The organism is Variovorax sp. WS11 (genome assembly GCF_010499245.1).
Classification (GTDB): Bacteria; Pseudomonadota; Gammaproteobacteria; order Burkholderiales; family Burkholderiaceae_C; genus Variovorax.
This window is the reverse complement of sequence record NZ_JAAGOW010000004.1, coordinates 531,112-544,074: the sequence shown is the minus strand read 5'-3', so window position 1 is coordinate 544,074 and position 12,963 is coordinate 531,112. Positions and strand designations below refer to the sequence as shown.

The window sequence follows — 12,963 nt, the reverse complement described above, 5'->3', positions numbered from 1 at the left end:
GAACTGCTGGCCCACACTCGAGCCTGCTTCTACACAGGAAAGCTCCCACATGCCCATCGCCCTCCTCGCGCTGACGCTCAGCGCCTTCGCCATCGGCACGACCGAATTCGTGATCGTCGGCCTGCTCCCCACCGTCGCGGCCGACCTCGGCATCGGCCTGCCTTCCACCGGCCTGCTGGTCAGCCTCTACGCGCTCGGCGTCGCCGTCGGCGCGCCGGTGCTCACCGCCCTCACCGGCAAGGTGCCGCGCAAGGCGCTGCTGCTCGGCCTCATGGCGCTCTTCACCGCCGGCAACCTGCTGGCGTGGCAGGCGCCGAGCTACGAAACGCTGGTTGCCGCGCGCGTGCTCACCGGGCTCGCGCATGGCGTGTTCTTCTCGATCGGCTCGACCATCGCCACCGGCCTGGTGCCGAAGGAGAAGGCGGCGAGCGCCATTGCCATCATGTTTACCGGCCTCACGGTTGCGCTGGTGACGGGCGTGCCGCTCGGCACCTTCATCGGCCAGCACTTCGGCTGGCGCGAGACCTTCCTCGCCGTATCGGCGCTGGGCGTGGTCGCCTTCGTCGGCAGCTGGCTCTTCGTGCCCGCCGGCATCCGCCACACGGCGCCCGCCTCGCTCGCACAGCAGGCAAAGGTCCTGGCGGAGCCGCGGCTGTTGCTGGTCTACGCCAAGACAGCGATCGGCTACGGCGGCTCGTTCATTCCCTTCACTTTCCTCGCGCCGATCCTCACCGAGGTGTCCGGCTTCAGCGCCGGCGCCGTGGGCTGGGTCATGCTGGTCTATGGCCTCTCCGTCGCGGCCGGCAACATCTGGGGCGGCAAGCTGGCCGACCGCCAGGGCCCGATCCCGGCGCTGCGCATCATCTTTGCCCTGCTGGCCACGGTTCTGCTGGTCTTCAACTTCACCGCGCCGCACAAATGGCTGGCGTTGGCCACGGTGCTCGCCTGGGGCGCGGTCGCCTTCGGCAACGTGCCGGGTCTGCAGGTCTACGTGGTGAAGCAGGCCGAGCGCTTCACGCCGCAGGCGGTGGACGTGGCCTCGGGCCTGAACATCGCCGCCTTCAACCTCGGCATCGCCGGCGCCGCCTGGGCCGGCGGCCTGATCGTTACCCACCTGGGCCTGATGCACACGCCGTGGATCGGCGCGCTCGTGGTGCTGGTCTCGCTGGCGCTCACGCACTGGAGCGGCGTGCTCGACCGCCGCAGCGGCATCCCCGTGCGCGCCGACGGGCCGGTTCCCGTCGGCCACTGAACAACCACTCGCAAAGGACCTTTCAAATGAACACGCACACCATCCCGCGCTTCGGCCTCGGCACCTTCCGCCTTCAGGGGCAGACCGTCATCGACTCCGTCGAGAACGGCCTCACGCTCGGCTACCGGCTCGTCGACACCGCCCAGATCTACGGCAACGAGGCCGAGGTCGGCCAGGCCATCGCCGTAAGCGCCACGCCGCGCGACGAGATCTTCATCACTACCAAGATCTGGACCGAGAACCATGCGCGCGACAAACTCATCCCCAGCCTGAAGGAGAGCCTGCGCAAGCTGCGCACCGACCGCGTGGATCTCGCGCTGATCCATTGGCCCTCGCCCGGCAACGCAGTGCCGGTGGACGAGTTCATGGGCGCGCTCGCCGAAGCGAAGGCGCAAGGCCTGACCCGGCAGATCGGCGTGTCGAACTTCACCGTCGCGCTGATGAAGGACGCCATCGCGGCTGTCGGCGCCGAGGCGATCGCGACCAACCAGGTCGAGCTGCATCCCTACCTCCAGAACCGCAAGGTGGCCGGCTTCGCCAGGAGTCAGGGCATCGCGATCACGTCCTACATGACGCTGGCCTACGGCAAGGTGCTGGCCGATCCGGTGATCGTGGAGATCGCGGCCACGCGTAAGGCGACGCCGGCGCAGGTGGTGCTGGCCTGGGCGATGCAGCTGGGCTACGCGGTCATTCCTTCGTCGACGAAGCGTGCCAATCTTGCGAGCAATCTCGAGGCGCAGCGCCTGGTGCTCGGCGATTCGGAGATGGCGCGCATCGCCGCGCTGGACCGCGGCGAGCGGCTCACCAGCCCGGCAGGCCTGGCGCCCGCCTGGGACTGAGCAAGCCCCACCCGGCGCATTACTTCGCGCCGGGGTGCAGGCCCAGCACGTTGGCGCCAATGGCCGGGTCGACGAAGCGCTCCAGCCGGTGTGGATGCAGCATCACCGTGATCTCGCAGGAACCCGTGCCCACCGTGAGCCCCAGCAGGTGGCCACCGGCGCCGATGAAGGTGCCGTCGGTCACGATGCCGTGCGCATGGATCGAAGGCTTGCCTTCCTTCCACGCGATGCTGCCCGTCAGGTTGGCCAGTTCGACGTCCTTGAAGGTCTTGGGATCGAACACCTTCCTCGAGAAATCGTAGAAGCCGAACTTGGCTTCCCGCATGAAGCCGATGCCGACGATGCTCGCGCTCGGGATCTGCTCGACCGCCGCGAGCCGCTCGAGATGGGCGATGACGTCGTCGCCGTTGCGCAGCACCATCAGGTAGCCGGTGGGCGTGCGCGTGTACTTGCCCGTGAGGTCCTGCGCCGACGCGCCGAAGGCAAGGGTCGCCAGCAGGGCCGGCAGCAATAGAAAGCGTTTCTTGAACATGCGTTGTCTCGATTCCTGGTTCTGAAATTCACACAGCGCACGATGCGGTCCTGCATCGGGCGGGCGCCAGTCTAGGAAGGCGATGCATCCGCGGCAAACGAGTTTTTTAAGGGCGATTGCGGAGAAAAAGTTGAAGCGTTTGCCCGCACACTCGACGGCATGCGGCTGCGGCCTGCCGCCCCCGCTTCAAGGAGACTTCCGTGTCACGTCCCATCCCGCCACTGAACGCATTGCGCGCCTTCGAGGTCGCCGCGCGGCACCTGAGCTTCACGCGCGCGGCCGACGAGTTGTTCGTGACGCCTTCCGCCGTCAGCCACCAGGTCAAGACGCTGGAAGAAAACCTCGGCGTCGCGCTCTTCATCCGGGATTCGAAGTCGCTGTCGCTCACCGCCGCGGGCAAGGCCTACCTGCCGGGCGTGCAGGAAGCCTTCAAGCAACTCGTCTTCGCCACGCACCAGCTGCACAAGACGCTCGGTGTTCCTTCGCTGAAGATCAACCTGCCGCCCACCTTCGCGGTGAAGTGGCTCACGCCGCGCATGCGCCGCTTCATGCAGGCGCATCCGGACATTGATCTCAAGATCTCCACCGAGAAGGAGATGGTCGACTTCACGCGGCAGGACTTCGACATGGCCGTGCGCTACGGCCGCGGCACCTATCCGGGCCTGTATTCCGAACTGTGCCTGCCGGTGGAAGTGTTTCCGGTCTGCAGCCCCGCGCTCGTGCAGGACATGGCGCATCCGCTGCGCACGCCTTCGGACCTGCGCTTCCACACGCTGCTGCACGACGAGAGCACCTACGACGACGTCAGCAATCCCAACTGGTCGATGTGGCTCGAGCAGGCCGGCGTGGCCGACGTGGACACGACCCGCGGCCCCTCGTTCTGGCCCAGCCACCTGGTGATCGGCGCGGCCATCGACGGTCTCGGCGTCGCGCTCGCCAAGAAGCACTGGGTGGCCGACGACCTGGCGAGCGGCGCTCTGGTGCGGCCCTTCGAAGGCAGCATGCAGGTGGAGTTCGCCTACTACATCGTGTTTCCTGAAGACCGGTCGAACGATCCGCGCATCCGCGCCTTTCTCGACTGGGTTCGCGAGGAGCTCGCGCGCGACGCGCAAGCTCAGCCGATGCGGTAGCAGCGCACCGCGTTGTCGTGCAGCAGCGCGCGGCGCTCCGCGTCGGGGCGCTGCGCGATGGCGGCCTTGAAGCCCTCCAGGAGGGTGGTGTAGTCGGCCACCAGGCTGTCCACCGGGAAGTTGCTCGCGAACATGCAGCGTGACGGCCCGAAGATGGCGATGGCGTCGCGCATCACCGGCACGTTGTCGGCCTGCGCCCACGGCTTCGCGAGACGGCCGAGGCCCGAGATCTTCACCGCCGTGTTCGGCTGTGCCGCCAGCGATTCCATTGCGGCCCGCCAGCCGCGCAGGCCGGCAACGCTGCGGTCGGCCGGCAGGCCGGTGTGGTTGAGGATCAGCGTCGTCCGCGGGAAATCGCGCGCCAGGTCGGCCGCCTGGTCCAAGTTCCACCACGGCGCCTGCAAGTCGAAGGACAGGCCGTGGCGCTGCAGCAGCGCATAGCCGCTGCGCCATCGCGGATCGTCCATCGAACCGGCGAGGCCGCGCCTCGCGTCCGACTGCGCCGCGGCGGTCACCGGCTTGTGGCGGATGCCGCGCACGAGCGCAAAGGCCGCCTGCGCCGCGAGCACCTCTTCCACGTCGCCGCGGTCGAGCGCCGCATGCGCCACGATGACGCTGGGCCGCCCATGGGTCTGCGCAAGCCGGGTGAGCCAGCGCGTCTCGGCCACCGGGTCGATGCGGTCCCACTCGGCCTCGATGTGCACGGTGGCGACGGGCGAATGGCGATGCGTGTCGCGTTCGAAATCCGCAGGCAGGTAGCTGCGCCTGAGTGCCGAATAGTCGCCGTAGCGGAAGGCAGGCACCGTCTCGCCCTGCAGCCAGGGATAAGGATTGGCCTCGAGATCCCAGAAGTGCTGGTGCGCGTCGATGAAGACGTCGTCGGGCGTTGGGTCCATCGCGGGATTCTCGCGCGCTCAGTTCGAGATCTTGAGCTTGCCGGCGAGCTCCTTGAAGAATGCACTCTCGCGGACCATCAGCGCTTCCAGCGCCGTGTCATCGCCATAGGTATCGGTGCTGAAGTGCAGCTTCTGCAGCGCGTCGAGCCACACCGGCTCCTTCACCGCCTTGGCGGTCGCGGCCTTCAGGACGGCCATCACGTCGTCGGGCGTGCCGCGCGGCGCAGAGAGGCCGCGCCAGATGCCGATCGACAGCTCAATCTTGCGCTCCTTCAGCGTGGGAACGTTCTCGAAGCCATCGCCCACGCGCCGGTCGGCCATCACCGCCAGCGTCTTGAGCTTGCCGGCCGCGACGTAGGTCGAGACTTCGGCCGTGCTCACCGTCACCGCGTCGATGTGCCCGCCCAGCAGGGCCAGCACGGCCGGTGCGCCGCCGGCGTAGGGGATGTGGTTGAACGGGGCGCCGGTCTTCTCCGAAAGCGCCGCGGCCGCCATGTGCCAGGTCGAGCCGTGGCCGGCATTGCCGACGCGGATGTTCGCCTCGGGCTTGCGCGCTGCATCGAGAAACTGCTCGAGCGTTGCATAGGGCGCGTCGGCGCGCACCACCACCGCGGCCGGGTCGGCATTGAGCCGCGCGATGGGCCGCAGGTCTTTGTACGAGAACTTCGCCAGGCCCAGGTGGTTCAGGAAGGTCAGCTCGGTCGATGACAGCACGATCCGGTAGCCGTCCGGCTTGGCGTTCACCACATCGCCGAGGCCGAGCGCGCCGCTCGCGCCGGGCCGGTTGATCACCACGATCGGCTGCGGCAGGTGCCTGGCCACGGCAGCACCGAAGGCCCGGCCGACCACGTCGGCACCGCCGCCGGCCTGCCAGGGAACGACCAGCTCGATGGGCTTGTTCGGATAGGCACCGCCTTGCGCCCAGGCGGGCACGGCGAGGGTGCTGCCCAGCAGCATGGCGGCAGGCCAGGTGCGCAGCCATTGGCGGCGCGCGGTATCGATCGTCGAGGAAGCCATGTCTTTCGTCTCCTGCTTTTGGGGATGGTGTCGCGTTGTCGTGTTTCGTGCCAGTGCCGCTTCAGGCATTGACCGCCGCACCGGCCCGGGCCGCGCCAAAGGCGCCGGCCTGGCGCAGCGCCTCGATGTGCCCTTCCGTCAGCCCGATCTCGCCCAGGATCTCGTCGGTGTGCTGGCCCAGCAGCGGCGCCGGATGCCGCACCTGCTGGGGCGTGCCGCTGAGCTTGACGGGAAAACCGAGCGCACGGGTCTCGCCTTCCACCGGATGCTGGATCTTCAGCACCATGTTGCGCGCCACTGCCTGCTCGCTTTCGAGCGCTTCTGCGTAGTTGTAGATCGGCGCGGCCGGCACGCCGGCGGCGAGCAGCGCATCGACCCACTCGGCGGCGGTGCGGCGCGCGAACTCGCGCTCGAGCTCGGCGATTAGCACTTCGCGGTTGCGGATGCGCAGCACGTTGTCGGTGAAGCGCGGATCCTGCACGAGGTCCGCGCGGTCGATCACGCCGCACAGCGCCGTCCACAGCTTGGGGTTGGCCGCGCCGACGACGAAGTGGCGGTCCGACGCGCGCACCGCCTGGTAGGGCGCGCTCATGCGGTTGGCACTGCCGATCGGCACCGGCAGCTCGCCCGTGCCCCAATACTCGGCCGATTCCCACACCGACAGGCCCAGGGCCGTCTCGAACAGCGAGGCATCGACGAACTGGCCCTCGCCCGTGAGACCGCGTCCGATCACCGCGCTCAGGATGCCGTAGGCCGCGAAGAGCCCGGCGCCGAGGTCGGCCAGCGGGACGCTGGACTTGACCGGTTCCTGGCCCGGGTGCCCCATCACGCTCATCACGCCGGTCATGGCCTGCGCGATCAGGTCGAGGCCCGGCCGCTTGGCCCACGGCCCGGTCTGGCCGAAGCCCGAGATGCTGGCGTAGACCAGGCGCGGGTTGATCTCGCGCAGCGTGGCGTAGTCGATCTTCAGCCGCGCGGCGACGCCGGGGCGGTTGTTCTCGACCAGCACGTCGGCGTCCTTCACCAGCGCGTAGAAGGCCTCGAGCCCGGCCGGATTCTTGAGGTCGATCTCCACGCTGCGCTTGTTGCGGTTGAGGGCGAGGAAGCCGCCGCTGTCGGCACCCTTGAGTCGGAAGCCCATGGACTTGCGGGTCTGGTCGCCGATGCCGGGCGTCTCGACCTTGATGACGTCGGCGCCCATGTCGCCGAGCAGCATGCAGCAGAAGGGGCCGGCCATGATCTGGCTGACGTCGAGGACCTTGATGCGGGAAAGAGGAAGGGTCACGCGGGAGCTCCGTGGTGTTCTGGGTTCGGGTGCAGGCTCAGCGGCCCGTGAAGACCGGCCTGGTCTTGGCGAGGAAGGCCTGGAAGCCGATGCGGTAGTCCTCGGTGTCGAAGCAGGCATAGGCCTCGTCGGTCTCCTCGGGGGTCAGCGGCGCCGGCTGCGCCAGCCGCCGCACGAACTTCTTGTGCCAGCGTGCCACCAGCGGCGCGCCGTTGGCGATGCGGCGCGCGGTCGCGTCGCCCTCCGCCAGCACCTCGGCGTCGTCGACCACGCGGTTCACCAGGCGCTTGGCCAGGGCCTCTTGCGCATCGAAGACGCGGCCTTCGAGCACGATTTCCAGCGCGGTGGCGCTGCCGACCAGGTCGACCAGGCCGCCGAGCTCGCCATAGGACATCACGAGGCCCAGCTTGTTGACCGGCACGCCGAAGCGGCTCGAGGTGCCGCAGATGCGCATGTCGCAGACCGAAGCGATCTCCAGGCCCCCGCCCACGCATGCGCCCTCGATCACGGCCAGCGTGGGGTGCTTGCTGTTTGCGATGGCCTGCATCGCGCGGTGCGTGACCCGGGCGTACGCGCCTGCCTGCTTCGAGTCGGCGCGCAGGCGCGTGAACTCCTCGATGTCGGCGCCGGCCGAGAAGGCCTTGCCGCCGGCGCCGCGCAGCACGACGCAGCGCAGTTCGTCGTCGGCCGACAGCTCGGCGAATGCATCGAAGAGGCCCTGCCACATGCCCAGGTCCATCGCGTTCATGCGGTCGGGCTTGTCGAGGGTGATGGTGGCGATGCGCGCTTCGCGCTCGACGAGGATGTGCGAGGTCATGGTGTGGGTCGTCTCTTTCGTGTGAGGGTCGCAGTCTAGGCAGCGCATCGGCCTGGGCCAAACGAAAAAAACTGGGCCGTTCTTCAAGAAAAACTCGTGGCCGCGCCTGTGAAATTTTCTCGGCCGGGCTTCAAGTAAATCCACGTTGTGGGCGCCCCGGGACCGTTCTTAGACTCGCGGCCCAGACAGCAGACACGACCCCGGAGACACATGGCCCTCATCAACTACATCACCCAGATCCAGATCGACTTCGGCGCGGTGCAGCTCCTCGCGCAGGAATGCGAACGCGTCGGCATCCGCCGCCCGCTGGTCGTCACCGATGCCGGCGTGCGCGCCGCGGGCGTGCTCGACCGCGTGACCGCCCACCTGGGCGCCACCACCCGCTTCGTCGTGTTCGACGGCACGCCCTCGAACCCGACCGAGCATGCGATGCGTGAGGCCGTCGCGCTCTACGCCGAGAACGATTGCGACGGCATCATCGCCGTCGGCGGCGGCTCGCCGATCGACCTGGCCAAGGGCGTGGCCGTCTGCGCGACGCACGAAGGGCCGCTCAAGTCCTTTGCGGCCATCGAAGGCGGCGTGGCGCGCATCACCGCGGCCACGGCGCCGGTGATCGCCGTGCCCACCACGGCCGGCACCGGCAGCGAGGTCGGACGCGGCGCGGTCCTGATCCTGGACGACGGCCGCAAGGTCGGCGTGCTCTCGCCCTTTCTCGTGCCGCGCGTCGCCCTCTGCGACCCCGAGCTCACGCTCGGCCTGCCGCCTTTCCTGACCGCCGCCACCGGCATGGACGCCATCGCGCACTGCATGGAAACCTTCATGGCGCCGGCCTTCAACCCGCCGGCCGACGGCATCGCGCTCGACGGCCTACGCCGCGCCTGGAAGCACATCGAGACCGCGACCGCATCGCCCGGCGACCGCGAGGCGCGCTTGAACATGATGAGCGCGTCGATGCAGGGCGCGCTCGCCTTCCAGAAGGGCCTGGGCTGCGTGCACAGCCTGAGCCATTCGCTGGGCGGCCTGAGCCCGCGCCTGCACCACGGCACGCTCAACGCCATCCTCCTGCCGGCCGTGATCCGCTTCAATGCCGAAGCGCCTTCGATGCAGAAGGACGAGCGCCTGGCGCGCATGGCGCAGGCCATGGGTGTGGGCGGCGCCGGCGACGTGGCGCCCGCCGTCACCGAGATGACCCGGCGGCTCGGGCTGCCGGCCGGCTTGGGCGCGATCGAGGTGTCGCCGGAGATCTTCCCGCGCGTCATCGAGGGTGCGCTCAAGGACCACTGCCACAAGACCAACCCGCGCGAGGCGAGCCCGGCCGACTACGAGGCCATGCTGATCGCGTCCATGTAGGCGCGAAGGCACGCGGAACGCGCATCCATCGATACAACCAACAGGAGACACACCATGCAGAAGCCGAATCCCTCACTCAAGCGCCTCGCGGGCGGAATGCTCGCCGCCCTGCTCGCCTTCGGCACCGGCACGGCCGCGGCGCAGGCGCCCACCAAGCTGCGCTTCAGCCACACCGTGCCGGAGAGCGATTCGCAGCACAAGGCTGCGCTGGAGTTTGCCAGGCGCGTGAAGGAACGCACCCAGGGCGGCGTGGAGATCCAGGTCTTCGCCAACAGCCAGCTGGGCAACGACGTGACGCTGGTGACCGGCGTGCGCAGCGGCACGATCGATATCGGCGCCACCGGCAATCCCTTCGTCACCGGCCTCGCGCCCAAGCTCAATGCGCTGGACCTGCCCTACCAGTTCGCCGACGCACAGCAGGCCTACCGCGCGCTCGACGGCGCCGTCGGCCGGTCGCTGCTCGACGAGCTCTCCGCGCACCAGATCAAGGGCCTGGCCTTCTGGGAGATCGGCTTCCGCAGCCTGGGCAACAACAAGCGTCCGATCAACAGCGCCGACGACATCAAGGGCCTGAAGATCCGCACCACGCCGAACCCCTCGCACCTGAAGGCCTTCCAGCTGCTGGGCGCGAATCCGCAGCCGATGCCCTTCGCCGAAGTCTTCGGCGCGCTGGAGTCGGGCGCGGTCGACGGCCAGGAGAACCCGCCGACGCTCATGCTGTCATCCAAGATGTTCGAGGTGCAGAAGTACCTCTCGCTCACGCGCCATGCCTACACGCCGCTGGTCGTGATCATGAACAAGGCGCGCTTCGAATCACTCAAGCCCGAGTTCCAGAAGGTGGTCATGGAAGAGGCCGCCACGGCCGCCAACTTCCAGCGCAAGCTCAATGCCGACGGCGAGAAGGACGCGATCGCCCAGCTGCGCGCCAAGGGCATGCAGATCAACGAGAACCCGGACACTGCCAGCATCCGCAAGCTGGTGCGCGAAGAGACCCGCAAGCTGTACGTCGAGAAGAACGGCGATGCGGTATTGAAAGCAATGGACGCGCAACCCTGAGGCGCGAATGAACGGCACGCTCCCGTCGGCCATCGTCGACGCGCACCACCATCTCTGGCAGCTGGCCGACGGCCGCTACCCCTGGCTGCAGGACGGCTATGACGCCCGGGCTTTCTTCCTCGGCGACTACGGCGCGCTGCAGGCGGACTTCGGCGCCGGGGCCTACCGCGCGCGCACCGAAGGTCTCAACATCGTCGCCACGGTCCACGTGGAGGCGGAACGCCATCGCGCCGAATCGCTGGCCGAAACGCGCTGGCTGCACGCCATGCATGCGAAACACGGCTTCCCGAACGCGGTCGTGGCGCACGTGGACCTGCTGGCGCAGGATGCGGACGCGCAGCTGCGCCAGCACCTCGAATGGCCGCTGGTGCGCGGCGTGCGCTGCAAGCCGCTCACGGCGCCGGGCGCGACCGGCAGCGTGCGCGACCGGCAGCGTGCGCGGCCAGCCCGGCGCGCTGCAGGACGCGCGCTGGCACGCCGGCCTCGCACTGCTCTGCGCGCGCGACCTGGCGTGGGATCTGCGCGTGCCCTGCTGGCACCTGGAGGAAGCGGCCGAGGCCATCGCTCGCGTTCCTGCGCTGCGCGTGGTGCTGGAGCATGCCGGCCTGCCCTGGGACCGCAGCGAGACGGGCCTCGCGCACTGGCGCCGCGGCATGGCAGCGCTGGCGGCCCTGCCGAACGTGCACGTCAAGCTGTCGGAGTTCGGCCTGCCCGATGCGCCCTGGGATGCCGGGAGCACCGTGCGCGTGATCCGCGAGACGGTCGCGATCTTCGGCTGGCAGCGCTGCATGTTCGCGAGCAACCTGCCGGTATCGGGCCTGCGCGTCGCAATGCCCGAGCTGGTGCGCACGGTGAGCGAGGCACTGGCCGGCCTGGACGCCGAGGCCCGCGACGGCATCTGGCGCGGCAATGCGCTGCGCTTCTACCGCATCGACGCCGCCGGCCGCTGAGCCGCGCCGACAGACCCGCAACAACTGGAGACAGACATGCTTTCCCGCCTCTTCGAGCGCGGCGCCAATGTGCTGATGATCGCGATGATGGCCGTCATGGTCGCACTCGTGTTCGGCAACGTGGTGCTGCGCTACGCCTTCAACTCCGGCATCGTCTTCTCGGAGGAAGCCTCGCGCTTCGTCTTCATGTGGCTCACGCTCGTCGGCGCGCTGCTCGTGATGAAGGACAACGCGCACCTGGGCATGTCCACCATCGTGGCGCGGCTCGGCGAAACCGGCCAGCGCATCTGCCGCGGCATCGCCGACCTCGGCGCCCTGGCTTGCTGCCTGCTGCTGAGCCACGGCGCCTGGAAGCTGGTGGTGATCGGCATGGACGACCGCGCGCCGGTCACCGGCGTGCCGCTGGGCGCGGTGTACGCCTGCCTGCTGGTGAGCAGCGCCGGCATGGCGCTGATCCTCATGCATTCGCTGTGGCGCCTGCTGAGCGGGCGCATGCCGCGCGAAGAACTCGTGAACGACACCGGCAGCGCCGGCGAATGACGGCAACCGAAAGCCCGCATGACCATCTTCGTCTTCATCACCTCGCTGCTGGGGGCCATGGCCTTCGGCATGCCCATCGCCTTTGCGCTGCTGGTCTGCGGCGTCGCGCTGATGGTGCACCTGGGCAGCTTCGACACTCAGATCCTCGCGCAGAACATGCTCGAGGGCGTCAACAACTACCCGCTGATGGCGGTGCCCTTCTTCATGCTCGCCGGCGAGTTGATGAACGCGGGCGGCCTCTCTTCGCGCATCGTCAAGGTGGCCGACGCGATGGTCGGCCACGTGCGCGGCGGCCTTGGCTACGTCGCCATCATCGCGGCCACCGTGGTCGCGAGCATCTCCGGCTCGGCAGTGGCCGACACCGCGGCGGTCGCGGCGCTGCTGATCCCGATGATGCGCAATGCGGGCTACGACGTGCCGCGCGCGGCCGGGCTGATCGCCGCGGGCGGCATCATCGCGCCGGTGATTCCGCCCTCGATCGCGATCGTGGTGTTCGGCGTGGTCGCGCAGGTGTCGATCACCAAACTGTTCCTGGCCGGCCTGTTCCCCGGGATCATGATGGCGCTGACGCTCACGGCCACCTGGTGGCTGTGCGCGAAGAAGGAAAAGAAGGTCGCGGTGCGAAGCTTCGACCTGCGCGAACTGGGCCGCTGCATGCTCGACGGCGTCTGGGCGCTGGTGCTGCCCTTCGTGATCATCGGCGGCATGAAGTTCGGCGTCTTCACGCCGACGGAGGCTGCCGTGGTGGCCGTGGTCTACGCCTTCGTGGTCGGCCGCTTCGTCTACGGCGAGCTGAAGTTCAGCCGCCTGCCCGAGCTGGTGCTGAGCGCCACCAAGACCTCGAGCACGGTGCTGTTCCTGGTGGCCTGCGCGCTGGTGTCGGCCTGGCTCATCACCATCGCGAACATCCCCGCGCAGGTGACGCAGCTGCTGGAGCCCTTCATCGACAACAAGATCCTCCTGATGTTCGTGATCATGATCCTGGTGATCATCGTCGGCACCGCGCTCGACCTGATGCCGACGGTGCTGATCATGACGCCCATCCTGATGCCGGTGATCACCAAGGCCGGCATCGACCCGGTCTACTTCGGCGTGATGTTCATCATGAACAACGCCATCGGACTGCTCACGCCGCCGGTGGGCACCGTGCTCAACGTCGTGGCCGGCACGGCGCGCGTCAGCCTCGACAGCGTGATCCAGGGCGTCTGGCCCTTCCTGCTGTCGCTGACGGCACTGATGTTCCTGTTCGTGCTGTTCCCGCAGCTGATCATGGTGCCTGCGGGCTGGCTGCGCTGAGCC

At 68.5% G+C, this 12,963-nt stretch carries 12 protein-coding genes and 1 pseudogene; 8 read left to right on the top strand and 5 right to left on the bottom strand.

The window, feature by feature from the left end; translation table 11 throughout:
* Nucleotides 1–49: 49 nt before the first annotated feature.
* Nucleotides 50–1,252, top strand: coding sequence for an MFS transporter (locus GXN78_RS31975; RefSeq protein WP_106554518.1), 1,203 nt, complete (start codon nucleotides 50–52; stop codon nucleotides 1,250–1,252).
* 26 nt (nucleotides 1,253–1,278) lie between these two features.
* Complete coding sequence (dkgB, locus tag GXN78_RS31970) at nucleotides 1,279–2,091, top strand: 2,5-didehydrogluconate reductase DkgB (RefSeq protein ID WP_106554519.1); 813 nt, start codon at nucleotides 1,279–1,281, stop codon at nucleotides 2,089–2,091.
* 19 nt (nucleotides 2,092–2,110) lie between these two features.
* Here dkgB and GXN78_RS31965 read toward each other — a convergent pair whose 3' ends face one another.
* Nucleotides 2,111–2,623, bottom strand: a complete 513-nt coding sequence (locus GXN78_RS31965) for a PPC domain-containing DNA-binding protein (RefSeq protein ID WP_106554520.1) — start codon at nucleotides 2,621–2,623, stop codon at nucleotides 2,111–2,113.
* 200 nt (nucleotides 2,624–2,823) lie between these two features.
* Between GXN78_RS31965 and GXN78_RS31960 the strand changes: the two genes are divergently transcribed.
* The gene (locus tag GXN78_RS31960; RefSeq protein WP_106554521.1) at nucleotides 2,824–3,753 is read left to right on the top strand and encodes a transcriptional regulator GcvA; all 930 of its coding nucleotides are present in this window, start codon (nucleotides 2,824–2,826) and stop codon (nucleotides 3,751–3,753) included.
* On the opposite strand, the gene GXN78_RS31955 is transcribed toward GXN78_RS31960, so the two are convergent.
* From GXN78_RS31955 to GXN78_RS31940, 4 genes are all read right to left on the bottom strand, one after another.
* The gene (locus tag GXN78_RS31955) at nucleotides 3,738–4,649 is read right to left on the bottom strand and encodes an amidohydrolase family protein (RefSeq protein WP_106554522.1); all 912 of its coding nucleotides are present in this window, start codon (nucleotides 4,647–4,649) and stop codon (nucleotides 3,738–3,740) included. The genes GXN78_RS31960 and GXN78_RS31955 overlap by 16 nt on opposite strands.
* Before the next feature lie 18 nt (nucleotides 4,650–4,667).
* The gene (locus GXN78_RS31950) at nucleotides 4,668–5,666 is read right to left on the bottom strand and encodes a tripartite tricarboxylate transporter substrate binding protein (protein ID WP_106554523.1); all 999 of its coding nucleotides are present in this window, start codon (nucleotides 5,664–5,666) and stop codon (nucleotides 4,668–4,670) included.
* A 61-nt stretch (nucleotides 5,667–5,727) separates the two neighbouring features.
* Complete coding sequence (locus tag GXN78_RS31945) at nucleotides 5,728–6,951, bottom strand: CoA transferase (protein WP_239143046.1); 1,224 nt, start codon at nucleotides 6,949–6,951, stop codon at nucleotides 5,728–5,730.
* Between the two features lie 37 nt (nucleotides 6,952–6,988).
* Nucleotides 6,989–7,768, bottom strand: a complete 780-nt coding sequence (locus tag GXN78_RS31940; RefSeq protein ID WP_106554525.1) for an enoyl-CoA hydratase-related protein — start codon at nucleotides 7,766–7,768, stop codon at nucleotides 6,989–6,991.
* Nucleotides 7,769–7,978: 210 nt separating this feature from the next.
* On the opposite strand from GXN78_RS31940, the gene GXN78_RS31935 reads away from it, so the two are divergent.
* The 5 genes and pseudogenes from GXN78_RS31935 (at nucleotide 7,979) to GXN78_RS31915 (ending at nucleotide 12,960) form a co-directional block, all read left to right on the top strand.
* Nucleotides 7,979–9,118 carry an iron-containing alcohol dehydrogenase gene (locus GXN78_RS31935; protein WP_106554526.1) on the top strand — a complete coding sequence of 380 codons (1,140 nt, stop codon included), beginning with the start codon at nucleotides 7,979–7,981 and terminating at the stop codon, nucleotides 9,116–9,118.
* A gap of 54 nt (nucleotides 9,119–9,172) precedes the next feature.
* On the top strand, nucleotides 9,173–10,174 hold the full coding sequence (locus tag GXN78_RS31930; protein ID WP_181360479.1) for a TRAP transporter substrate-binding protein: 1,002 nt from the start codon (nucleotides 9,173–9,175) through the stop codon (nucleotides 10,172–10,174).
* 7 nt (nucleotides 10,175–10,181) lie between these two features.
* Nucleotides 10,182–11,124, top strand: a pseudogene (locus GXN78_RS31925) (amidohydrolase family protein).
* Nucleotides 11,125–11,160: 36 nt separating this feature from the next.
* Nucleotides 11,161–11,664 (top strand): TRAP transporter small permease, encoded by a 504-nt coding sequence (locus tag GXN78_RS31920; protein WP_106554528.1) that lies wholly within the window; start codon nucleotides 11,161–11,163, stop codon nucleotides 11,662–11,664.
* An 18-nt stretch (nucleotides 11,665–11,682) separates the two neighbouring features.
* Complete coding sequence (locus tag GXN78_RS31915) at nucleotides 11,683–12,960, top strand: TRAP transporter large permease subunit (RefSeq protein WP_106554529.1); 1,278 nt, start codon at nucleotides 11,683–11,685, stop codon at nucleotides 12,958–12,960.
* The last annotated feature ends 3 nt before the right edge of the window (nucleotides 12,961–12,963 follow it).

Coding starts and splice junctions, on each gene's coding strand:
- GXN78_RS31955 (WP_106554522.1), bottom strand. CDS start 4,649: ATGGACCCAACGCCCGACGACGTCTTCATCGACGCGCACCAGCACTTC.
- GXN78_RS31975 (WP_106554518.1), top strand. CDS start 50: ATGCCCATCGCCCTCCTCGCGCTGACGCTCAGCGCCTTCGCCATCGGC.
- GXN78_RS31940 (WP_106554525.1), bottom strand. CDS start 7,768: ATGACCTCGCACATCCTCGTCGAGCGCGAAGCGCGCATCGCCACCATC.
- GXN78_RS31965 (WP_106554520.1), bottom strand. CDS start 2,623: ATGTTCAAGAAACGCTTTCTATTGCTGCCGGCCCTGCTGGCGACCCTT.
- GXN78_RS31950 (WP_106554523.1), bottom strand. CDS start 5,666: ATGGCTTCCTCGACGATCGATACCGCGCGCCGCCAATGGCTGCGCACC.
- dkgB (WP_106554519.1), top strand. CDS start 1,279: ATGAACACGCACACCATCCCGCGCTTCGGCCTCGGCACCTTCCGCCTT.
- GXN78_RS31915 (WP_106554529.1), top strand. CDS start 11,683: ATGACCATCTTCGTCTTCATCACCTCGCTGCTGGGGGCCATGGCCTTC.
- GXN78_RS31930 (WP_181360479.1), top strand. CDS start 9,173: ATGCAGAAGCCGAATCCCTCACTCAAGCGCCTCGCGGGCGGAATGCTC.
- GXN78_RS31920 (WP_106554528.1), top strand. CDS start 11,161: ATGCTTTCCCGCCTCTTCGAGCGCGGCGCCAATGTGCTGATGATCGCG.
- GXN78_RS31935 (WP_106554526.1), top strand. CDS start 7,979: ATGGCCCTCATCAACTACATCACCCAGATCCAGATCGACTTCGGCGCG.